This window comes from Streptomyces sp. NRRL B-3229, assembly GCF_000719505.1.
Taxonomy (GTDB): domain Bacteria; phylum Actinomycetota; class Actinomycetes; order Streptomycetales; family Streptomycetaceae; genus Streptomyces; species Streptomyces griseorubiginosus.
The window spans coordinates 78592-98790 of sequence record NZ_JOGP01000015.1; the positions used below are offsets into that span (position 1 = coordinate 78592).

Genomic DNA, 20199 nt, shown 5'->3' on the forward strand with positions numbered 1-20199 from the left:
GCGGCGGCCGCGCACGCCCCCCCTATGCGTCCTCGTGGTCGGCGCGAGGTCGGGGAAGGCGTGGCCGCCGCGGGACTCTCAGCGCTCGTACAGCCCTTCGATCTCTGTCGCGAAGTCCCGCATGACCGTCTCCCGGCGCAGCTTCATCGACGGTGTCAGATGGCCCGCCGCCTCGGTGAGGTCCGTGGGCAGCACGGTGAAGCGGCGGATGGACTCCGGGCGCGAGACCAGCTTGTTCGCCTCGTCCACGGCCCGTTGCAGGATCTGGAGCAACTCCTCGTCGTTGACCAGGAGTTCGGCGGGGACGGGGTGCTTGCCGTTCATCTGGCGCCAGTGGTTCACGCCGTCCATGTCCAGGCTGATCAGCGCCGAGATGTAGGGGCGGCGGTCGCCGAGGACCATGCACTGCGAGATCAGCGGGTGGGAGCGCAGCCAGTTCTCCAGCGGGGCCGGGGCGACGTTCTTGCCGCCCGCCGTGATCAGGATCTCCTTCTTGCGGCCGGTGATGGTCAGATAGCCCTCGTCGTCCAGCTCCCCGATGTCACCGGTGGGGAACCAGCCGTCGGCGGAGGCGGGCGCCACCCCCTCGCCGTAGGGGTCCCAGTAGCCGCGGAACACCTGGCCGCCGCTGAGCAGGATCTCGCCGTCCGCCGCGATCCGGATCCTGGTGCCCGGGATGGGCCAGCCCACCGTTCCCAGGCGGGGCTTGAGGGGCGGGGTGCAGGTCGCGGCCCCGGTCGACTCCGTCAGGCCGTAACCCTCGTAGATCTCCATGCCCGCGCCCGCGTAGAACGCGGCGAGGCGTCGGCCCAGCGGGGAACCGCCGGAGATGATGTGCCGGATGCGGCCGCCCATGGCGTTGCGGATACGGCGGTACACCAGCGGGTCGTAGAAGGTGCGGGCCGCCTTCAGGGCCGCGCCGGGGCCGGAGCCGGTACCGGCATGGCGGGACTCCATCGCCTCGCCGTAGCGCACGGCGACGTTGGTCGCACGGTCGAAGACGGTGACCCGGCCGCCGCTCTCCGCCTTGGCGCGGGCGTTGTTGAAGACCTTCTCCAGCATGTAGGGGATCACCAGGAGGAAGGTGGGTCTGAAGCTGGCCAGGTCGGCGAGCAGGTCCTCGGCCTGGAGGCTCGGCGCGTGACCGAGCCGGACCCGGGCGCGGACGCAGGCGACGGCGACCATCCGGCCGAAGACGTGCGAGATGGGCAGGAAGAGCAGGGTCGCCAGGTCCGCCTCGTCCGACTTCGACTTGAAGACGGGGTAGAGCAGCTCGATCGCGTTGTCGACCTCGGCGAGGAAGTTTCCGTGGCTGAGCACACAGCCCTTGGGGCGGCCGGTGGTGCCGGAGGTGTAGACGACGGTGGCGACCGTGGCCGGGCCCAGCATGCCGCGCCGTACGGCGATCTCCTGGTCCGGGACGGCCTGGCCCAGCTCCGCCAGACGCTCCACATGCCCCTTCTCGATGATCCACATGTGCCGCAGGTCCGGGAGCCGGCTGAGCTCCGGGCCGAGGGCGGCGGCCTGCCCGGCGGTCTCGGTCACCAGGGCGACCGCGCCGGAGTCCTGGAGGATGAACCGGGTCTGGAAGACCGAGGAGGTCGGGTACACCGGGACCGTCACCAGGCCGGCGGCCCAGGCGGCGAAGTCGAGCAGCGTCCACTCGTACGTCGTCCGGGCCATGATGGCGACCCGGTCGCCCGGCATCAGGCCCTCGGAGATCAGCCCCTTGGCCAGCGCGAGGACCTGCGCGGCGAACTCGGCCGCCGTCAGGTCGATCCACCGGCCGTCCTCGGTACGGCGGCTCATCACCCGCTGCTCCGGCGCCGTCCCGGCGTTGTCGAAGGGCAGGTCGGCCAGCGAACCGTGGGTCAGGGGCGGGACCAGCGGCGGCACCGCCACCTCGCGGACCTCACCGTCCAGCCGCACGATCTCTGGTTCGACGAGGACGGGGGCGCCGTCGTAGTCGTGTCCGGACACGTACGAGAGGGACATGTCAGCTCCTGGGACGTACAGCTCGATACCGCTCCTGCATGAGGTACGCAGGGGACGTACCGGGGCGTTCACCCGCGAGTGCGCCTGGAAGGGTTACCGGGGGTTAGGACGGTGATCCTATGGGTCACAAGTGGCGAGTCCGTGCGGGTTTGTTGATGGTCCGGAGCCGGGACTGTGCAACCTCGACCGCAAAGTGAGAGTTTGTCAGCTGTTTGCTCCTACGGCCGCTCCAGAATCGCCGTCACCCCCTGTCCGCCCGCCGCGCACACCGAGATCAGCCCTCGGCCCGGCCCCTCCCGCTCGGCCAGCAGCCTGGCGAGCGTGGCCACGATCCGGGCGCCGGTCGCGGCGAACGGATGCCCGGTGGCGAGGGAGGACCCAGCGACGTTGAGGCGGTCCCGGTCCACGGGACCCAGCCCCTGCTTCTCCCAGGCCGCGAGGGTCGCGAGGACCTGGGAGGCGAAGGCCTCGTGGACCTCGACCAGGTCGAAGTCGTCGAGACCGAGACCGGCACGCTCCAGCATGCGCGGGACGGCGTAGGCGGGGGCCATCAGCAAGCCGTCCTCACCGCCCACGTAGTCAACGGCCGCCGTCTCGTAGGCGGTGAGGTACGCGAGCACCTCCAGGCCGCGCGCTGCCGCCCACTCCTGCGAGGCCAGCAGGACGACCGCGGCGCCGTCCGTCAGCGGGGTCGAGTTCCCGGCGGTCATGGTCGGTTCGGGGCCCTTGAGGCCGAACACCGGCTTGAGGGCGGCGAGTTTCGCGGGCGTGGAGTCGGGGCGCAGGTTCTGGTCGCGAGTGAGGCCGCGGAAGGGGACCACCAGCTCCTCGAAGAAACCGCGCTCGTAAGCCGCCGCCAGCCGCTGGTGACTCGTGGCCGCCAGCTCGTCCTGGTCCTGCCGGGTCACGCCCCACGCGGCGGCGGTCACGGCGGCGTGCTCGCCCATGGAGAGACCGGTGCGGGGCTCGGCGTTGCGCGGGATGTCGGGGACCAGGTGACCCGGCCGGATGCGGGCGAGCGCCTTCAGCCGGGCGCCGGCCGACTTCGCCCGCCGCGCCTCCAGCAGGATGCGGCGCAGCTGGTCGTTGACGCCGAGGGGGGCGTCGCTCGCGGTGTCCGCGCCGCCCGCGACCGCGGACTCGGTCTGCCCCAGGGCGATCTTGTTGGCGGCGGCGATGACGGCCTGGAGCCCGGTCCCGCAGGCCTGCTGGATGTCGTACGCCGGGGTGCGCGGGTCCAGCTTCGAGCCGAGGACGGTCTCACGGGCGAGATTGAAGTCCCGGCTGTGCTTGAGGACGGCACCGGCGACGAACTCCCCCACCGCGCCCGGCCCTTCGAGCCCCTGCCGCTCCACGAGGGCGTCGAGGGCCGCGGTGAGCATCTCCTGGTTGGAGGCGGTGGCGTACGGCCCGTCTGAGCGGGCGAAGGGCACACGGGCACCGGCGACGACCGCCACGCGCCGGGCGACCGGTGGCTTCAAAGGGCTCATTTTCCGCCGGCTCCTCACCTTGGAGATTGACTTACCTGCGGTAACCTTACTCCAGAGTAAGGAATCTGCGACCGACCCGGGAGATGGACATGGCCGACCGCTATCTGAGCTTCACCGGCACCGCGCCGGGCAGGTTCCTCACCCGCAGGCTCGGCCTTCCGCAACCGGCGGAGCTGCGGCGGTGGTCGAGTACCACCGACGGGTTCGAGGGCGGGGTGCTGCTTCTCACGGCGGGGAAGTCACAGCTGTCGGGACTGGAGTTCGCCTCGCCCGCGGGCGCGCCCGCCGGGGTCGTCCTGGACGCCACCGGAGTGCGGGACGTCGAGGACCTGGCGGAGGTCCACGCGGCCCTGCACCCGGTCGTGCGGACGGTCGCAGCAAGCGGACGGGTCGTCGTGCTGGGTTCGCCCCTCTCGTCCGTCGACCATCACCAGGCCGCCGCCCAGCAGGCGTTGGAGGGCTTCACCCGCTCGCTCGGCAAGGAGATCGGGCGGGGCAGGACGGTCAACCTCGTCCGGCTGACCGACGCGTCCGCCGCCGAGTCGACGCTGCGGTTCCTGCTCTCCCCCAAGTCCGCGTACGTCAGCGGGCAGGTGATCGAGGTCGGCGAGCCGGTCCAGGACACCGAGGTCGACTGGTCGCTGCCGCTGGCCGGGCGGACGGCCCTGGTGACCGGCGGTGCGCGGGGCATCGGCGCGGCGGTCGCCGAGACGCTGGCGAGGGACGGGGCGCGGGTGGTCGTCCTCGACGTACCGGGGGCCTCAACGGACGCCGAGCGGCTGGCCACGCGGCTCGGGGGCAGGTCGCTCACGCTGGACATCACGGCCGCCGACGCGGGCGAGCGGATCGCCGAGGCGGTGCCCGAGGGGCTGGACGTGCTGGTCCACAACGCGGGGATCACCCGGGACCGCAGACTGGTCAACATGCCCGCCGAGCGCTGGAGTTCGGTGCTCGACGTCAACCTGGCGAGCGTGCTGCGCACGACGGACGCGCTGCTGGACGCGGGTGCGCTGCGGCGAGGCGGGCGGATCGTCGCCACCGCCTCCATCGCGGGGCTCGCGGGCAACGCCGGGCAGACGAACTACGGCGCGAGCAAGGCGGGCGTGGTCGGCCTGGTGCGCTCCCTGGCACCCCGGGCGCTGTCCGGGCACGGGGTCACGGTGAACGCGGTGGCCCCCGGGTTCATCGAGACCAGGATGACGGCGGCGGTCCCGTTGTTCATCCGTGAGGCGGGCCGCCGGATGAACTCCCTGGCCCAGGGCGGGCTCCCGATCGACGTGGCCGAGACGACGGCCTGGCTGGCGCATCCCGCCTCCGGCGCGGTGAACGGACAGGTGGTGCGGGTGTGCGGCCAGAGCCTGCTGGGGGCGTGATGGAGACCCATCCTTCACAGCCCCAGGGTCCGCAGCCGCCCGGGCCTGCCACCGCCGGTCCGGCCCCCGCCGGTCCGGGCTCCGTCGGGGACACGCGCCCCGGGAACGCGCCCCCTGTCCCGCAGGAGCCTGGCGGCCCGGTCGGGCCGCCGCGGGTGCTCAGCCGGTCGCCCTCCCTCATGCCGTTGCTCGTCGCCGGCGCCCTGCGGTCCCCGTTCAAGCGGCCCTCCGCCACCGCCGAGTTCCCCAGGACCCGGCTCGTGCTGCGCGGGCTGCGGGTCGACCTGGCTCGGCTGGCCGCGTACGAGCGGGTGTGCGGGTTCCCGACCGGGGAGGACGCGCTGCCGGTGACGTATCCGCATGTGCTGGGCTTCCCGCTGGCGATGAGCCTGATGAGCGGCCCGGACTTCCCGCTGCCGCTCCTCGGGCTGGTGCACACGTCGATCGAGGTCACCCGGTACCGGGAACTGGCGGCGACCGGGGAGTACGAACTCTCCGTGCACGTCGACGGACTGGCACCGCACCGACGCGGCACGGAGGCCTCGGTGGTCACCGAACTGCGGGTGGGCGAGGACGTCGTATGGGAGTCGGTGAGCACGTACCTGGCACGGCACCGCACGGCGGCGAGCGGACAGGAGCGGGCGCGGCAGACGCATGAGCCGCTGCCCGGACTCGACGAGTGGCGGCTGGCCGGGGACGTGGGACGGCGCTACGCCGCCGCGTCCGGCGACCGCAACCCGATCCACCTGTACCCGCTCACGGCCCGCCTTTTCGGCTTCAGGAGGGCGATCGCGCACGGCATGTGGACGGCGGCCCGCTGCCTGGCGGCCCACGGCACCCCCCAGGCGGCGCTGGTACGGGCGGAGTTCAGGGCGCCGGTGCTGCTGCCGGGGACGGTGACGTACGCGGCGAACGGAGAGCGGTTCGAACTGTGCGGCGGGGACGGCCGCGTGCATGTGAGCGGGGGTGTCTACCCGCTGACCTGAAGCGGCGCGCCGTCGGCCGGTGCGGTGGCGTCTGGTGCGGTGCCGGTCGGCGCGGTGCCGGTCGGCGCGGTGTCGGTCGGCGCGGCCTCCGGGATCCAGGGCCGGCCCTCCATGAGGTTGCCGAGACCGGCCCAGGCGAAGTTCATCAGCGTCGCCGCCGACTGCCGTGCCGTCACCCCCGGGGTCGCGTTGGCCCACGCGGCGAGGGACTCGGCGGCGCCGACGAGGGCCTCGGCGAGCCCGGCGACCTCGCGCTCGGGCAGATCGGGGTCCCGGTGCGCCTCACGGGCGGCGACCACGATCAGCTGGGTCACGAACGCGACGATCTCCTCCCGCATCGCGGTGACCTCGGCGACGAACGCCTCACCGTGGATCCGGGCCTGGAGATGCAGCACGGACCAGGCGTGCGGGTGCAGCGAGGTGTGTGTGAAGAACGCCAGCAGCCCGTCCCACAGCTGCCGGTCGACGGGCAGCTCGGTCCGCACCCCCGTCCGCACGGCCTCGGTGAGCGCGGCGGCCTCCCGGCGGATGCACGCGGTGAAGAGGTCTTCCTTGGAGTTCAGGTACAGGTAGACCAACGGCTTGGACACCCCGGCGAGTTCGGCGATCTCGTCCATGGAGGCGGCCATGTACCCGCGCTGCCCGAAGATCTCCACAGCGGCGTCCAGCATCTGCTGCTCCCGCACCGCGCGCGGCATCCGCTTGCTCTTCACGACACCCATGACCAAAGCGTACGGTCATGTGCGCGCGGCGGCGGGGGCGTTGTGCTCAGGAGGTCTGCGGGGCCTGGCCCTGGGAGTGACCGGCCTCGTCGACCGTCTCGTCCTCCTGGCTGCGGTTGGCGTCCAGGTTGGCCTTCATGCGGTCGACGCGCTGGGCGACCTGCACGGAGGCGCGGTCGCGCTCCTTGCGCAGGACGACGAAGCTGATCGGCGCCGAGATCAGCAGGGAGAGCAGGACGATCCACATGCCGTTGGAGGAGCCGAGACCGCGCGGGAAGAGGCCGGCGTAGACGAGGCCCCAGACGACCACGAGGCAGCCCACGAAGATCCCGAGGCGCATCAGCGTGTAGCGGAGCATGTCAATCCACTCTTCCGTTTCGAACGGTTTTGAACACCACAAAGGGGCACCGTCCAGTGAAGCACGCCGGGCACCCGATCTTCGACGGGGGTCAGCCGAGCGGCAGCAGCATGATCACGTCGTCGCGGTCGTCGCCCGGAGCGACCCGGATGGCGCCAGGGATCCGACCGACCTCCTTGTAGCCACAGGAGCCGTAGAAACGCTCCAGGCCGAGGCCGCCGCGGCAGGTGAGCCGGATCGCCTCGATGCCGTCGATCCCGCGGGCCGCGTCGGCGGCGGCGGCGAGCAGGTCACGGCCGTAGCCCCTGCCCTGGTGCCGCGGATGCACCATGACGGTGTACAGCCACAACCAGTGGGTCATCAGCCGGTGCGAGTTGAGGGTGAGGAACACGGCGGCTGCCACCCTTCCCTCCCCGTCCTCCCCCACGAGCAGCCGGGTACGCCCCTCTGCCATCGCCACGAAGTGCCTCACCAGCTCCGGGCGTACGGTCTCCCGCTCCACGGGCGCGACGAAACCGACGGCACCGCCCGCGTTGCTGACGTCGGTCCACAGATCGAGGATGCCGTCGCGGAGGGCGGGAGTGACGGGCGGGTCGAGAGTAAACGTAAGGGACACGGCAGCATCGTAAGCCTTACGACAACGCCCGCGCCGCCACCTCCAGATCCGCGACCAGCCCCCGGTACGCGGCCTCCCTGTCCTCGGCCCGCAGCACGGCCGACGGATGCACGGTCGGCACCAGCCGCTCCGGCCGGCCGTGGATCTCCTCCTCCAGCACGGTCCCCCGCACCTGGGTCACCCGGAACGACGACCCGAGCAGCGCCTTGCCCGCGGTGGCCCCGAGCACGACGATCAACTCGGGCTCCACCAGCTCCATCTCCCTGGCGAGCCAGGGCCCGCAGGCCGTCATCTCCCGCAGACTGGGCGCCTTGTGAATCCGCCGCTTCCGGGGCTCGGCCTGCGTGAACTTGAAGTGCTTCACAGCGTTGGTGACGTACGCCTCCGCCGGATCGACCCCGGCCTCCGCGAGAGCCCGGTCGAGCAGCTTCCCCGCGGGCCCGACGAACGGCTTCCCCTGCCGATCCTCCTGATCCCCGGGCTGCTCCCCCACGAGCATCACGCGCGCATGGGGGTCACCGGTACCGAAGACGGTCTGGGTGGCGTCGCGATGGAGGGGGCAGCCACGGCACCCGGCCGCGGCCTCGCGCAGGGCGGGCAGCCCGCCTCGCTCGGGGAGAAACGGTTCAGCCGTGTAGGCATCCTCGGGTGCCTTCGTAGTCACGCGGCCCGAGTACCCACCCAGGGGCGCGGGACTCTGACATTTGCGGCTCCGCCGCGTGGGCGCGACAAGCCCCCACCGCGCCGCAGCCGACGAACGACCTCAAACCCGCATCGGCTGAGGAGCCTCCCGGCGCCCCGCGTCCGGCCCGTCGTACTCCCGAATGATCTCGTACCGCGTGTTGCGCTCCACCGGCCGGAACCCCGCGTCCCGGATCAGGTCCAGCAGATCCTCACGCGTCAGCTTGTTCGGCGTGCCGTAGTTGTCCGCGTCGTGGGTGATCTTGTACTCGACCACCGACCCGTCCATGTCGTCCGCGCCGTGCTGGAGGGCCAGCTGTGCGGTCTGGACGCCGTGCATGACCCAGAAGACCTTGACGTGCGGGACGTTGTCGAACAGCAGCCGCGACACCGCGAAGGTCTTCAGCGCCTCCGCGCCGGTCGCCATCTGGGTCCGGGCCTGCAACCTGTTGCGGACCTTGCCGTCCTTCACGTCCACGAAGTCGTGCTGGTAGCGCAGCGGGATGAAGACCTGGAAGCCGCCGGTCTCGTCCTGGAGTTCACGCAGACGGAGGACGTGGTCGACCCGGTGCCGCGGCTCCTCGATGTGGCCGTACAGCATGGTGCTCGGGGTCTTCAGGCCCTTCTCGTGCGCCAGGCGGTGGATCCGGGACCAGTCCTCCCAGTGCGTGCGGTGGTCCACGATGTGCTGGCGGACCTCCCAGTCGAAGATCTCCGCGCCGCCGCCGGTCAGCGACTCCAGCCCCGCGTCGATCAGCTCGTCGAGGATCTCCGACGCGGACATGCCCGAGATCGTCTCGAAGTGGTGGATCTCCGTCGCCGTGAAGGCTTTCAGGGAGACGTTCGGGAGGGCCGCCTTCAGCTCGCGCAGCGACCGCGGGTAGTACCGCCACGGCAGGTTCGGGTGCAGGCCGTTGACGATGTGCAGCTCGGTGAGGTTCTCGCCCTCCATCGCCTTGGCGAGCTTCACCGCCTCCTCGATGCGCATCGTGTACGCGTCCTTCTCCCCCGGCTTGCGCTGGAAGGAGCAGTAGGCGCAGGACGCCGTGCACACGTTGGTCATGTTGAGGTGGCGGTTGACGTTGAAGTGGACGACATCGCCGTTCTTCCGCGTCCGCACCTCGTGCGCGAGTCCGCCCAGCCACGCCAGGTCGTCCGACTCGTACAGCGCGATGCCGTCCTCACGGGTCAGGCGCTCACCGGCCCTGACCTTGTCCTCCAGCTCGCGCTTGAGCCCGACGTCCATGCCCACACCTTTCTCCGACGACCCCGAACGACTGCGACCACCGTACGTCTACGCCTCTTCGGGCAGCTCTCCGACCCGGTTCTCCCACTTCGTGGAGAGCACGATCGTGGTCCGGGTGCGGGAGACGCCCTTGGTCCCGGACAGCCGCCGGATGGTCTTCTCCAGGCCGTCCACGTCCGAGGCCCGTACCTTCAGCATGTACGAGTCGTCGCCCGCGATGAACCAGCAGTCCTCGATCTCGCTGAGGTCCCGCAGCCGCATGGCCACGTCCTCGTGGTCGGCCGCGTCGGACAGCGAGATGCCGATGAGCGCGATCACGCCGAGACCGAGCGAGGCGGCGTCGACGGTGGCGCGGTAACCGGTGATGACCCCGGCCGCCTCCAGCCGGTTGATGCGGTCGGTGACGCTGGGTCCCGACAGACCGACGAGGCGCCCCAGCTCCGCGTACGAGGCCCGGCCGTTCTCCCTCAGGGCCTGGATGAGCTGCCTGTCCACCGCGTCCATGCGATCGATGCCTTCCGCTGAAAAGTTCCTGAAAGTGCTGAGTGGTACTGCGACTTGCCCTGTGACCCGGCGCCCCTGTGACCCGGCGCCCCTGTGACCCTGCGCCCCTGTGCTCCCGCGCTCCCGTGCCCCCTGCTCCTGCCCCGTCAGTCGGCGCTGGCGCCGCCCAGCGCGCCCCGCCAGCGCCGGTACAGCCCGTGCTCGACGCCCGCCGCGTCCAGCACCCGCCCGGCGACGAAGTCCACCAGGTCCTGGATGTGGGTGGCGCCCGCGTAGAAGCCCGGTGAGGCCGGGACCACGCTCGCGCCGGCGTCGTCCAGCGTGACGAGGTGCCGGAGGGTCTGCCCGTTCAGGGGGGTCTCCCGTACCGCCACGACCAGCGGCCGGCGCTCCTTCAGTGTGACGCTCGCCGCGCGCTGGAGCAGATCCTTCGACAGACCGAGGGCGACGCCCGCGACACAGGCCGTGGAGGCCGGCACGACGAGCATCCCCTTCGTGGCGTACGACCCCGAGGACGGCCCGGCGGCCAGGTCCCCGGCGCTCCAGTACCGCACCGCGTCAAGGTCGGCGTCGAAGCTCGCGGGCTTGCCGTCGGCGCCGCGGGCCAGCCATTCCCCCAGGTCCTCACGCCAGTGCGCGTCCCTGAAGGAGATGCCGGTCTCGTCGAGGAGGGTGAGCCGCGAGGCCCGGGAGACCACCAGGTCGACGCTCTCCCCGGCGGCGAGAAGCGCGCGCAGCACCGACGCGGCATACGGGGTGCCGGAGGCGCCGGACACCCCTACGATCCAAGGTGTACGCCGTGTCTCTCCTGGCTTGACTGGGTTCACACCCCCGAGCCTATCCGGCGTCGCAGGGTGGGAACCGGTCAAGGGGGCCGGGCGTTCTTCTGAACGGGGAGGGGGCTGCCATGACGGGCACGGAACTCGAGTGGTCGCGAGGAGACCGGGCGAAGGCCGCGGCCAAGCTGATGCTGGGCTGGGTCGCGCTGCTGTGGCTGCTGGAAGTGGTCGACGTGGCGAGCGGCCACGCCCTGGACGGCTTCGGCATCACCCCGCGCACCTCGTCCGAGCTGGTCGACATCGTGCCGGCCGCGTTCATCCACTTCGGCTTCGCCCACGTGGCCGCGAACAGCGTCCCGCTGCTGGTGATGGGGTTCCTCGCGGCCCTCGGCGGCATCCGGCGCTTCGCGACGGTCTGCGCGGCGATCATCGTGGCCGACGGCCTCGGCGTCTGGCTCATAGCCCCGGCCCACACCAACACGGCGGGCGCCTCCGGCCTGATCTTCGGCCTGTTCGGCTTCCTGGTGGTCGGCGGGTTCGTGGAGCGCCGCCCGCTGGGCGTCCTGGTCGGCCTGCTGGTGGCCGCGGTCTGGGGCACGTCGATCCTGGTGGGCCTGGCACCCACGCAATCGGGAGTCAGCTGGCAGGGCCACCTCCTGGGCCTCGCGGCGGGCGTGGCAGCTGCGTTCGCCTTCAAACGCCGAGGCCCAGTCCCCACCTAGGGGCGCGGGGAACTGCGCGACCAGCCCCCACCGGCCCGCAGCCCGCAACGAACCCGCAGACCCCCCACGAACCCGCCTCAGACCGTAAGCCCCCGCACCAGCAGATCCAGCAGCGCACACACGAACAACGCAATCCCGATGAACCCGTTGACGCTGAAGAACGCCCGGTTCAGCCGGGACAGATCATGCGGCCGCACGATCGAGTGCTCGTACACGAACGCGCCCGCGACGATCATCAGCCCCACCCAGAAGAACCCACCCGCGTCCGTGGCGACCGCGTACCAGACCAGCAGCGCCGTCGTCAGGACGTGGCAGACCCGCGCTCCCCAGATCGCCGCCGGGATACCGAACCGCGCCGGCACCGACATGACCCCGATCTCCCGGTCCGTCTCCACGTCCTGGCAGGCGTAGATCAGGTCGAACCCGCCGATCCAGATGCCGACCGCGAGGCCGAGGATCACCGCGTCCCAGGACCACTCCCCGGTGATCGCGAGCCAGCCGCCGACCGGACCCATCGCCTGGGCGAGCCCGAGGATGGCCTGCGGGAAGTTCGTGAACCGCTTGCCGTACGGGTAGACCACCATCGGGATCACCGCGACGGGGGCGAGCGCCAGGCACAGCGGGTTGAGCAGCGCGGCCGAGCCGAGGAACACCACGACCGCGACCAGCGCCCCGGTCCAGGCGTGCTTCACCGACATCGCCCCGGTGACCAGCTCCCGCTGGGCCGTGCGGGGATTGCGGGCGTCGATCTCCCGGTCGATGATCCGGTTGACGGCCATCGCGAAGGTCCGCAGGCCGACCATGCAGATCGTCACCAGGAGCAGCCTCCCCCAGTGGATGTTCTTGTCCCACTCGTACATCGCCGTCAGCGCGGCGATGTACGCGAAGGGCAGCGCGAAGACCGAGTGCTCGATCATCACGAGCCGGAGGAAGCCCTTCACCTTGCCGGTCGGCTGCGGTACCGGACCCACGACCCCGTCGGCGGTGGTCATCATGCGAGGCTCCCGAGGAAGGCGTCGAGGTCGGTCAGGAGTGCGGCGGCGGGCAGCGGTCCCGTCTCCACGGTCAGCGGTGTCAGCACGTCGTCGGGCGGGGTGATGTGCGCGGTGAAGGCGTACCCGTCCGCGTCGGCCGGGCGGGCCTCCAGCCGCAGCGCCGCTCCGCCGTCGACCGTGAAGGGACCGGAGGCCGCGAGAAGCTCCGCGCGCAGCCGCTCCGCGAAGTCGGCGGGTTCCGCGTCGCGCACACCGGGCAGCTCGAAGCCGTCGCCGTCGCCGCCGCGCTCGAAGAGGACCGCCCAGGTGTCGCCGGGACCGGCCAGCTCCTCCGGGGAGACGCCCGCCTGTTCGGCGACCTCCCGCACGCCCGGGTCGTCCGGGTCCAGCTGGGGCCGTACGAGCGCCACGTAGTCGGTGTCGGTGCCGATGAACAGGGCCGGGCCGCCCGCGGGGATGGGGCTCACAGGCCGTACTCCTTCCACCGGCGGTCGACCTTCGCCGCCGTCTCCGGGTCGGACAGCACCATCTCGGGCCAGCCGCCGTCCCGCGTGTACCCCTCCTCGGGCCACTTCCTCGTGGCGTCGATGCCCGCCTTGCCGCCCCAGAACTGCTGGTAGGAGGCGTGGTCGAGGTGGTCGACCGGTCCTTCGACGACCGAGAGGTCACGGGAGTAGTCGGTGTTGCCCAGCGCGCGCCAGGCGACTTCGTGCAGGTCGTGGACGTCGCAGTCGGCGTCGACGACCACGATCAGCTTGGTCAGCGACATCATGTGCGCCCCCCAGACGGCGTGCATCACCTTCTGCGCGTGCTTGGGGTACTTCTTGTCGATCGAGACGATCGCGCAGTTGTGGAAGCCGCCCGCCTCGGGCAGGTGGTAGTCCACGATGTCCGGGACGATGATCTTCAGCAGGGGGAGGAAGAAGCGCTCCGTGGCACGGCCCAGCGGGCCGTCCTCCGTGGGCGGGCGGCCCACCACGATCGACTGGAGCAGCGGGCGCTTCCGCATGGTCACGCAGTCGATGGTCAGCGCGGGGAACGGCTCCTGCGGGGTGTAGAACCCGGTGTGGTCGCCGAAGGGCCCCTCGGGCAGCATCTCCCCCGGCTCGAGCCAGCCCTCGATGACCACTTCGGCCTGGGCCGGGACCTGGAGCGGGACCGTCTTGCAGTCCACCATTTCGATCCGCTTGCCCGCGACGAACCCGGCGAAGAGGTACTCGTCGATGTCGCCGGGGAGCGGGGCGGTGGAGGCGTAGGTCACGGCGGGCGGGCAGCCGAAGGCGATGGCCACCGGCAGGCGTTCACCGCGCCGGGCGGCCACCTGGTAGTGGTTGCGGCTGTCCTTGTGGATCTGCCAGTGCATGCCGATCGTGCGCTTGTCGTGGCGCTGGAGGCGGTAGAGCCCGAGGTTGCGGATGCCGGTCTCGGGGTCCTTGGTGTGGGTGAGTCCGAGGTTGAAGAAGGACCCGCCGTCCTGCGGCCAGGTGAACAGGGCGGGCAGCTGGTCCAGGTCGACGTCGTCGCCGGTGAGGACGACCTCCTGGACCGGGGCCTCCTTCACCTTCTTCGGCGGGACGTGCACCATCGATCCGAGCTTCCCGAAGGCCTCGCGCACCCCCACGAAGCCCTGCGGCAGCTCGGGACGCAGCAGCCCGCCGATCTTGTCGGAGATGTCGCCGTACGACTTCAGGCCCAGGGCCTTCAGCAGCCGCCGGTCGGTCCCGAAGACGTTCATGGCGAGCGGCATCGCGGAGCCGCGGACGTTCTCGAAGAGCAGCGCGGGACCGCCCGCCTTCTGCACCCGGTCGACGATCTCCCCGACCTCCAGATACGGGTCGACCTCGGCCTTGATCCGCTTGAGGTCTCCCTCGCGTTCCAGTGCCCTGAGCAGGGAGCGAAGATCGTCGTAAGCCATGCCCCCCAGTATCGCCGAGCCCCGCACAACCCCGACGCCCGCCCCACCGCCCGCGCTGGAGCGAACCGCTACCCTGACCCCGTCGGGGGCCTGTCACAGGCTTCGCACACACTTCCCTGGGGGGCCAAAGCACATGTTCCGGCTGCTGATGTACCTGATCCCGCTGGCGCTGACGATCTACGCGTTCATCGACTGCCTCAACACCCCCGAGGACGAGGCCAAGCACCTGCCCAAGATCGCCTGGGTCTTCATCATCCTGCTGTTCTGGATCGTCGGTCCGATCGCCTGGCTCGCCGCGGGCAAGCTGCGCACCCCGCCGACGGGCGGCCGCACCCCCTCCGAGTGGCACCGCAACCACCGCATGGAGTACGTCGCCCCCGACGACAACCCCGAGTTCCTGAACTCCCTCAAGGCCGAGGCTGCGTCTTCTCACAGCGTGAAGGACGAGGCCCTGCTGAAGGACTGGGAGGCGGACCTGCGCCGCCGCGAGGAGGAGCTGAGGCGCCGGGAGGCCGGCGAGGAGCCGAAGGGCGACTGACAAGCTGTACGCCGCCGAGCCCCCCGAAGCGGACATCTCGCCCCTGGGCGGAGGCAGGCGGGGGCCGGACACTTACCTCGCATGACGACAGCTCCCGCCGACTCCGCCGGCACTCTCGCCCCCGCCTACGGCGACAAGGTCATCGCCGTCGAATCGGCCGGCTCGGAAGCCATTCCCGAGTCCGAACGCCACGGCGGCCCGCTCCAGCTGCTGTGGACCTGGGCCTCCCCGAACATCGAGTTCGCGACCGTCTTCATCGGCGTGATCGCCGTCCTGTTCTTCGGACTGAGCTTCTGGCAGGCCACGGCCGCCATCGTGCTCGGCACCGCGCTCGGCGCGCTCACCCAGGGCGTGCTGTCCCTGGACGGGCCCCGGTTCGGGGTGCCGCAGATGGTCGTCGGCCGCCTCTCCTTCGGCTACTTCGGCAACATCCTGCCCGCCGCGGCCAACGGCCTGGTGGCGGGCGTCGGCTGGTTCGCGGTCAACAGCGTCAGCGCGGCCTTCGCGCTGAACACCCTGACCGGCCTGCGACCGCTGCCGTCACTGCTGCTGGTGGTGGCCGCCGAGATCCTGATCGGCTTCATCGGCCACAACTTCGTGCACGTCTTCGAGAAGTACGCCTTCCCCGCCCTCGCGGTGATCTTCCTGCTGGCCGGGGTGTGGACCTTCAAGGACGCCCACCTCGGCGGGGGCGGCACGGGCGGCGGCGTCGGCGGTTTCCTGCTGGCGTTCAGCGCGGCCTGGGGCTACGCGGCGGGCTGGAACCCGTACGCCGCGGACTACTCCCGCTATCTCCCCCGTACCGCGAACAGGGCCCGGACGATCCTCTACCCGGCGCTCGGCCTGTTCCTGTCGGTCTCGGTGGTGGCCGTGATCGGTGCGGCCTCGGCGACGATCGTGGCCCCGAAGGACGCCACCCCGACGGCGGCCTTCACCGGCCATCTGCCGGGCTGGCTCGGCGACCTGGTGCTGATCGCGATCATCCTGGGCGGGGTCTCGGCGAACGCCCTCAACGTGTACTCCGGCGCGATCTCCATCGCCTCCTTCGGCCTGAACCTCCCGGCCTGGCTGAGCCGCAGCGTGCTCGTCGTGGTGTCCGGGGTCGCGGGCACGGCGGCGGCGTGGGCGTCGCTCTCCGACGCGGGGGCGGCCTACGAGGCGTTCCTGCTGGTGATCGCGTACTGGGTGGCGCCCTGGCTGGGCGTGGTCCTGGTCGAGCGACTGCTGCGCCGCCGGGACGCCGACGAGGTCCTGTCCGCCCGCCTGACCGACCGCACCTTCACCAACTGGCCCGGGTTCGCGGCCCTGTTGATCGGTGTGGCGGTCTCGGTCCCGCTCTTCTCCAACCAGGAGGACTACGTCGGCTACGTACCGGAGCACTGGCCGTCGTTCGGTGACATCACCCCTGTGGTGGGCTTCGTCCTGAGCGCGGTCCTGTACGCGGCGCTGCGGAGGCGGTCGCCGGTGCGGTGAGGGCCGTTCGCCCCACTTCGACGGCCGCCCCGTGAAGCGGCCTTCGAAGCGTGTTCCCGGCACACGTGCCCTTCTCACTCCACCGTGATCGAGTCCAGCTTCTCCCTCAGGTACACGTGGGAGTCGACCGGTTCGTGAGGGACCCTGCCGACCGGGGCCGGGACGGACTCGACGATCGTGCCGGGGGTGCACTCGCCGAAGTAGACCAGGGACATCAGTTCCTCGGCGGGCGCGTCCGCGGGCGGCGGCAGCACCCGGTGGCGGCCGGAACGCCAGCGGTCGCCGGTCCAACGGGCCATCAGGTCACCGATGTTGATGGTGAAGGCCGCGGGGTCGAAGGGCGCGTCCTCCCAGCCGCCCTCGTCCGTGAAGACCTGGAGCCCGCCCTTGCCGGCCTGCCGGTCGAGGATGGTGACCGTGCCGAAGTCGGTGTGCGGTCCGATGCGGAACTGCCCCGGCTGCGGCTCCCCGATCACCTCGGTGCCCGGGTACCAGTTGATGTTGAAGCCGTACGTCGGATGGTCCATGTGCCGGGAGAAGAAGTCGGGTTCGAGCCCGAGGGCCTCCCCGAGGAGCGTCAGCAGCTGCTTCTCCAGCTCGGCCATCCGCCCCAGGTACTCCTCGCACAGCTCACGCAGTGCGGGGACCTCGGTCGGCCAGACGTTCGGCGCGTACCACTCCGCGTTGACGACCGGGTCCTCGAAGGGCTCGTGGGTGGCGAAGGTCAGCGACTCCTTGAGGTCGGGCGGGGTCTCGGTGCCCTCGGAGTAGCCGTTGGCCTCGGCGCCGGGTCCCAGCCAGCCACGGCCGCCGACCTTCGCCTCGTACGCCTGCTTGGTCTCCGCCGGCAGCCGGAAGAAGGAGCGCGCCGCCTCCCGGATGCCCGCACGCAGCGCGGGGTCGACGCCGTGCCCGGTGACCAGGAAGAACCCGGCGGTCTGGAGGGCCTCGTCGAGGGTGCGGGCGATGGCGGCGCGGGCGTCGGGGTCGCCGGAGAGCCAGGGCCCGAGGTCGATGGTCGGAATACGCGGCCGGGAGGTGTCAGTCACCGATGTCCTCGTTCCACAGTGCGGGGTTCTTCTCGATGAAGTCGGTCATCATCCGGACGCACTCGGGATCGTCGAGCAGCAGGATCTCCACCCCGTGCTCGGCCAGCCAGTCGTGCCCGCCGTGGAAGGTGGCGGCCTCGCCGATCACCACGCGCGAGATGCCGAACTGGCGGACCAGCCCCGAGCAGTACCAGCACGGGGAGAGCGTGGTCACCATGGTCGTGCCGCGGTACGACCGCTGCCGCCCCGCCGCCCGGAAGGCGTCCGTCTCGCCGTGCACCGAGGGGTCGTCGTCCTGGACGCGCCGGTTGTGGCCGCGTCCGAGGAGGGTGCCGTCGGCGCCGTAGAGCGCGGCCCCGATCGGGATGCCGCCCTCGGCGAGCCCGGTGCGGGCCTCCGCCACGGCGGTGGCGAGCCAGCTGCGGGCCGTCGCCTGGTCCAAGGGGTCCGGAGTGTTCATGTCCTCACTCTCCTGTGGCCGAAACACGAGGGCAACGTGCGGAAAGTACTCTCCGGGCAGCCCACAGCCGGACGAACTGTCGGGAGGCACCATGCCCGCCCTCACCCTCCGCGAAATCCTGGCGCTCGATCCCGTTCGTGCCTCCGAGCCCGAGCTGCTCGCCGGCCACACCGGCCTGGACCGTCCCGTCCGCTGGGTCCACTCCAGCGAGGTCTACGAGGGCGCCAACTTCCTGGACGGCGGCGAACTGCTGCTCACCAACGGTTTCGGCCTCACCGACCCCGACGAGGAGTCCCGCCGCCGGTACGTCCGCGAGCTGGCCGCCCGGGGCGCCGCGGGCCTCGCGGTGGAGGTCGGCCGGTCCCTGCCCGCCATGCCCGCCGAGATCGTGGACGAGGCCCACCGCCGCGAACTGCCCCTCGTGGCCCTGCACCGGGTGGTGCCGTTCGTCCGGATCACGGAGGCCGCGAACCGGGCGATCGTGGCCCGCGGGCTGTCGGGCCGTGCGGTCGTACGGCCGTGGGGCGACGACCATACGGCGGCCCTGCTGGCCGACCTCGCCGACGGGGCGGCGCTGAACCAGCCGGAGGTGGAGGCGCGGGCGGCGCTGGCCGGCTTCCACCCGGGCCCGGGAGCCCGCCTGATCGGGGTGTCGCTGCACGGCACCCGGGACGTGGGCACCGTCGACCGCGCGGTACGCCTGCTGGGCGGGGCCGGGGCGATGCGGGCCGCGTTCGCCGGGGACGTCCTGGCCCTGCTGTCCCTGCCCGGCACCCGCGCCGGTGACCCGGTGAAAGGGGTGCAGGAGGTCTTCCGCACGGTGGCCGACCCCGGGCTCACGGTGGCCGTGGGCCACGCGGTGGCCGGGGACGCCGGCTGGCTGCGCTGGAGCGACACCCTGCGGACGGCCCGTACGACGCTGGAACTGGCGCTGACGGTCCCCGCGGCGGAACCGGCCGCCCCCGACGGCCCGTTGGTGACCTCGTCCAGGGCCCTGGCCCTGGAGCGGGAGCTGACCCGGGGCGGGATCGACGCCAACCGGGACCGCCTGACCGCGCTGGTCCAGCACACCCTGGGCCCGTTGCTGACCTGGGAGGCGGCCCACCCGAGCGACCTGGTCCGCACCCTGGAGACCCACCTGAGAAACGGCTGCTCCCCGACCCGGACAGCAGCACTCCTCCACATAGGCCGCCAGTCCCTGTACCAGCGCCTGGAACGCATCGAGTCGTTGCTGGGCCTTGAGATCAACAATCCCGACCTGCTGGGTGAGTTGTTGACAGCAACATGCGCGTACCGGGTCGCTCAACGTCCTTCAGGGGCGCGGGGAACTGCGCGCCCAGCCCCCACGAACCCGCAGACGAACTACCTGCGAACCGCCGCCTCACGCAAGGTCACCGAACTGGTCCCGTTGAAGGGCGCATAACAAGTCACCGTAGACGGCACCCGCACCCCGTCCTCCTCGGCAAATACCTTCCGCACCGCCTCGAACGACACCTCCCCGCTCACCACAGGGGCAACCCGGTCGTACAGCTCCCGCGCAGCCCGCGGCAGCGCACTCCCCGGCTCCCCGTCATCCGCCCCCCACACGTCCCACAGCAACGTCTCCACCTTGTTCAGCGCGGCAAGGTCGAGCCGGATGTTGCCCGCCACGAACCGCTCCCCGAAGAACGGCCCGTCCTCGGGCCCGTGCAGCCCGAACCGGGTCTCGTCGGCCCCGTCCTCCCGGATCGCCCGCCAGGCCTCCCCGGCGACGAGGAACCGCGACCGGGGTACGTCCATCGGGTCGAAGTCCACGGGCCAGTGCGCGGTGACGGCGGGGTCGGCCAGCTGCGCGTCGGCCAGCAGCCAGCCCCGCTGCTCGTCCCAGTACTCGGTGACGACGTGGTCGGCGTGGAAGCCGCTCGTACCGAAGTAGTCGGCGAACCCGGACCGCAGCCGGGCCGGCACACCGGCGTGGCGCAGCAGTGAGACGTGCAGCAGGGCGAAGTCGCGGCAGATCCCGACGAACCTGTCGCCCGGCTCCCGTCGTTCGGTCAGGGGTGCGCCGTTGCGTTCGGCGAGGATCCGCAGGATGTCGTCGATGTACCGGGACTCGGCGTCGTTGTGGAGCCGGTCGGTCGGGTGGGTGTGCCCGAAGAGCTCGCCCTCGACCCGGTGGATCATGAGGTCCCGGACGACGCGGGCGAGCCGGTCGGGGTCGCGGGGCAGCCCGGCGTACAGCGGGGCCATGTCCCCGGGGTCGGAGAACACGCTGTGCGTGGCGTAGAAGGAGGTGGCGGAGAAGGAGAGGGACACGG

21 protein-coding genes are annotated in these 20199 nt (G+C 71.4%); 6 read left to right on the forward strand and 15 right to left on the reverse strand.

Annotation, left to right across the window (positions count from 1 at the left end):
• Positions 1-78: 78 nt before the first annotated feature.
• Together IF54_RS0124230 and IF54_RS0124235 are read right to left on the reverse strand one after the other, a co-directional pair.
• The gene (locus IF54_RS0124230; protein ID WP_030322131.1) at positions 79-1995 is read right to left on the reverse strand and encodes an AMP-dependent synthetase/ligase; all 1917 of its coding nucleotides are present in this window, start codon (positions 1993-1995) and stop codon (positions 79-81) included.
• Between the two features lie 218 nt (positions 1996-2213).
• The gene (locus IF54_RS0124235; protein ID WP_030322133.1) at positions 2214-3485 is read right to left on the reverse strand and encodes an acetyl-CoA C-acetyltransferase; all 1272 of its coding nucleotides are present in this window, start codon (positions 3483-3485) and stop codon (positions 2214-2216) included.
• Between the two features lie 89 nt (positions 3486-3574).
• Between IF54_RS0124235 and IF54_RS0124240 the strand changes: the two genes are divergently transcribed.
• Both IF54_RS0124240 and IF54_RS0124245 read left to right on the forward strand, forming a co-directional pair.
• Positions 3575-4858 (forward strand): 3-oxoacyl-ACP reductase, encoded by a 1284-nt coding sequence (locus tag IF54_RS0124240; RefSeq protein WP_030322135.1) that lies wholly within the window; start codon positions 3575-3577, stop codon positions 4856-4858.
• A 179-nt stretch (positions 4859-5037) separates the two neighbouring features.
• Positions 5038-5844 carry a MaoC family dehydratase gene (locus IF54_RS0124245; RefSeq protein WP_051735514.1) on the forward strand — a complete coding sequence of 269 codons (807 nt, stop codon included), beginning with the start codon at positions 5038-5040 and terminating at the stop codon, positions 5842-5844.
• Here IF54_RS0124245 and IF54_RS0124250 read toward each other — a convergent pair.
• From IF54_RS0124250 to IF54_RS0124280, 7 genes are all read right to left on the reverse strand, one after another.
• Positions 5829-6566 carry a TetR/AcrR family transcriptional regulator gene (locus IF54_RS0124250; RefSeq protein ID WP_234439050.1) on the reverse strand — a complete coding sequence of 246 codons (738 nt, stop codon included), beginning with the start codon at positions 6564-6566 and terminating at the stop codon, positions 5829-5831. The genes IF54_RS0124245 and IF54_RS0124250 overlap by 16 nt on opposite strands.
• A 46-nt stretch (positions 6567-6612) precedes the next feature.
• The gene (locus tag IF54_RS0124255) at positions 6613-6924 is read right to left on the reverse strand and encodes a DUF4229 domain-containing protein (protein WP_030322143.1); all 312 of its coding nucleotides are present in this window, start codon (positions 6922-6924) and stop codon (positions 6613-6615) included.
• A 91-nt stretch (positions 6925-7015) separates the two neighbouring features.
• Complete coding sequence (locus tag IF54_RS0124260) at positions 7016-7540, reverse strand: GNAT family N-acetyltransferase (protein WP_030322146.1); 525 nt, start codon at positions 7538-7540, stop codon at positions 7016-7018.
• Between the two features lie 16 nt (positions 7541-7556).
• Positions 7557-8204 carry a UdgX family uracil-DNA binding protein gene (locus IF54_RS0124265; RefSeq protein ID WP_030322148.1) on the reverse strand — a complete coding sequence of 216 codons (648 nt, stop codon included), beginning with the start codon at positions 8202-8204 and terminating at the stop codon, positions 7557-7559.
• 99 nt (positions 8205-8303) lie between these two features.
• Positions 8304-9467 (reverse strand): aminofutalosine synthase MqnE, encoded by a 1164-nt coding sequence (gene mqnE / locus IF54_RS0124270; protein ID WP_030322150.1) that lies wholly within the window; start codon positions 9465-9467, stop codon positions 8304-8306.
• Positions 9468-9515: 48 nt separating this feature from the next.
• Positions 9516-9971: an Lrp/AsnC family transcriptional regulator gene (locus tag IF54_RS0124275; protein WP_030322153.1), complete on the reverse strand. Its 456-nt coding sequence runs from the start codon at positions 9969-9971 to the stop codon at positions 9516-9518.
• A 146-nt stretch (positions 9972-10117) separates the two neighbouring features.
• A complete protein-coding gene (locus tag IF54_RS0124280) occupies positions 10118-10798 on the reverse strand; it encodes a UbiX family flavin prenyltransferase (RefSeq protein WP_078852086.1) in 681 nt (226 codons plus the stop codon).
• Positions 10799-10878: 80 nt separating this feature from the next.
• Here IF54_RS0124280 and IF54_RS0124285 point away from each other — a divergent pair, with 80 nt between their 5' ends.
• The gene (locus IF54_RS0124285) at positions 10879-11472 is read left to right on the forward strand and encodes a rhomboid family intramembrane serine protease (protein WP_030322158.1); all 594 of its coding nucleotides are present in this window, start codon (positions 10879-10881) and stop codon (positions 11470-11472) included.
• Positions 11473-11549: 77 nt separating this feature from the next.
• On the opposite strand, the gene mqnP is transcribed toward IF54_RS0124285, so the two are convergent.
• Genes mqnP through IF54_RS0124300 form a run of 3 tightly spaced genes read right to left on the reverse strand, consistent with a single transcriptional unit; the run spans position 11550 to position 14382 of the window.
• Complete coding sequence (mqnP, locus tag IF54_RS0124290; RefSeq protein WP_420790532.1) at positions 11550-12467, reverse strand: menaquinone biosynthesis prenyltransferase MqnP; 918 nt, start codon at positions 12465-12467, stop codon at positions 11550-11552.
• Positions 12464-12934 (reverse strand): hypothetical protein, encoded by a 471-nt coding sequence (locus IF54_RS0124295; RefSeq protein WP_030322162.1) that lies wholly within the window; start codon positions 12932-12934, stop codon positions 12464-12466. The genes mqnP and IF54_RS0124295 overlap by 4 nt, the downstream gene beginning before the upstream one ends.
• Positions 12931-14382: a menaquinone biosynthesis decarboxylase gene (locus tag IF54_RS0124300; protein ID WP_030322164.1), complete on the reverse strand. Its 1452-nt coding sequence runs from the start codon at positions 14380-14382 to the stop codon at positions 12931-12933. The genes IF54_RS0124295 and IF54_RS0124300 overlap by 4 nt, the downstream gene beginning before the upstream one ends.
• 133 nt (positions 14383-14515) lie before the next feature.
• Between IF54_RS0124300 and IF54_RS0124305 the strand changes: the two genes are divergently transcribed.
• Together IF54_RS0124305 and IF54_RS0124310 are read left to right on the forward strand one after the other, a co-directional pair.
• Positions 14516-14920: a PLD nuclease N-terminal domain-containing protein gene (locus tag IF54_RS0124305; protein WP_030322166.1), complete on the forward strand. Its 405-nt coding sequence runs from the start codon at positions 14516-14518 to the stop codon at positions 14918-14920.
• 81 nt (positions 14921-15001) lie between these two features.
• On the forward strand, positions 15002-16393 hold the full coding sequence (locus tag IF54_RS0124310; protein WP_030322169.1) for a purine-cytosine permease family protein: 1392 nt from the start codon (positions 15002-15004) through the stop codon (positions 16391-16393).
• Between the two features lie 74 nt (positions 16394-16467).
• Here IF54_RS0124310 and IF54_RS0124315 read toward each other — a convergent pair whose 3' ends face one another.
• Positions 16468-17442, reverse strand: a complete 975-nt coding sequence (locus IF54_RS0124315) for an isopenicillin N synthase family dioxygenase (RefSeq protein WP_030322170.1) — start codon at positions 17440-17442, stop codon at positions 16468-16470.
• Positions 17435-17902 carry a nucleoside deaminase gene (locus tag IF54_RS0124320; RefSeq protein ID WP_030322171.1) on the reverse strand — a complete coding sequence of 156 codons (468 nt, stop codon included), beginning with the start codon at positions 17900-17902 and terminating at the stop codon, positions 17435-17437. The genes IF54_RS0124315 and IF54_RS0124320 overlap by 8 nt, the downstream gene beginning before the upstream one ends.
• Positions 17903-17993: 91 nt before the next feature.
• Here IF54_RS0124320 and IF54_RS0124325 point away from each other — a divergent pair, with 91 nt between their 5' ends.
• The gene (locus tag IF54_RS0124325) at positions 17994-19325 is read left to right on the forward strand and encodes a PucR family transcriptional regulator (protein WP_030322172.1); all 1332 of its coding nucleotides are present in this window, start codon (positions 17994-17996) and stop codon (positions 19323-19325) included.
• Here the strand turns inward: IF54_RS0124325 and IF54_RS0124330 are convergent.
• Positions 19265-20197 (reverse strand): transglutaminase domain-containing protein, encoded by a 933-nt coding sequence (locus tag IF54_RS0124330; protein ID WP_030322174.1) that lies wholly within the window; start codon positions 20195-20197, stop codon positions 19265-19267. The two genes, IF54_RS0124325 and IF54_RS0124330, sit on opposite strands and share 61 nt — an antisense overlap.
• Positions 20198-20199: the final 2 nt, after the last annotated feature.

Bases quoted from the DNA above. Each gene is read 5' to 3' on its own strand.
- IF54_RS0124230 (WP_030322131.1), bottom strand. From the start codon at position 1,995: ATGTCCCTCTCGTACGTGTCCGGACACGACTACGACGGCGCCCCCGTC.
- IF54_RS0124235 (WP_030322133.1), bottom strand. From the start codon at position 3,485: ATGAGCCCTTTGAAGCCACCGGTCGCCCGGCGCGTGGCGGTCGTCGCC.
- IF54_RS0124240 (WP_030322135.1), top strand. From the start codon at position 3,575: ATGGCCGACCGCTATCTGAGCTTCACCGGCACCGCGCCGGGCAGGTTC.
- IF54_RS0124245 (WP_051735514.1), top strand. From the start codon at position 5,038: ATGCCGTTGCTCGTCGCCGGCGCCCTGCGGTCCCCGTTCAAGCGGCCC.
- IF54_RS0124250 (WP_234439050.1), bottom strand. From the start codon at position 6,566: ATGGGTGTCGTGAAGAGCAAGCGGATGCCGCGCGCGGTGCGGGAGCAG.
- IF54_RS0124255 (WP_030322143.1), bottom strand. From the start codon at position 6,924: ATGCTCCGCTACACGCTGATGCGCCTCGGGATCTTCGTGGGCTGCCTC.
- mqnE (WP_030322150.1), bottom strand. From the start codon at position 9,467: ATGGACGTCGGGCTCAAGCGCGAGCTGGAGGACAAGGTCAGGGCCGGT.
- IF54_RS0124275 (WP_030322153.1), bottom strand. From the start codon at position 9,971: ATGGACGCGGTGGACAGGCAGCTCATCCAGGCCCTGAGGGAGAACGGC.
- IF54_RS0124285 (WP_030322158.1), top strand. From the start codon at position 10,879: ATGACGGGCACGGAACTCGAGTGGTCGCGAGGAGACCGGGCGAAGGCC.
- mqnP (WP_420790532.1), bottom strand. From the start codon at position 12,467: ATGATGACCACCGCCGACGGGGTCGTGGGTCCGGTACCGCAGCCGACC.
- IF54_RS0124300 (WP_030322164.1), bottom strand. From the start codon at position 14,382: ATGGCTTACGACGATCTTCGCTCCCTGCTCAGGGCACTGGAACGCGAG.
- IF54_RS0124305 (WP_030322166.1), top strand. From the start codon at position 14,516: ATGTTCCGGCTGCTGATGTACCTGATCCCGCTGGCGCTGACGATCTAC.
- IF54_RS0124310 (WP_030322169.1), top strand. From the start codon at position 15,002: ATGACGACAGCTCCCGCCGACTCCGCCGGCACTCTCGCCCCCGCCTAC.
- IF54_RS0124320 (WP_030322171.1), bottom strand. From the start codon at position 17,902: ATGAACACTCCGGACCCCTTGGACCAGGCGACGGCCCGCAGCTGGCTC.
- IF54_RS0124325 (WP_030322172.1), top strand. From the start codon at position 17,994: ATGCCCGCCCTCACCCTCCGCGAAATCCTGGCGCTCGATCCCGTTCGT.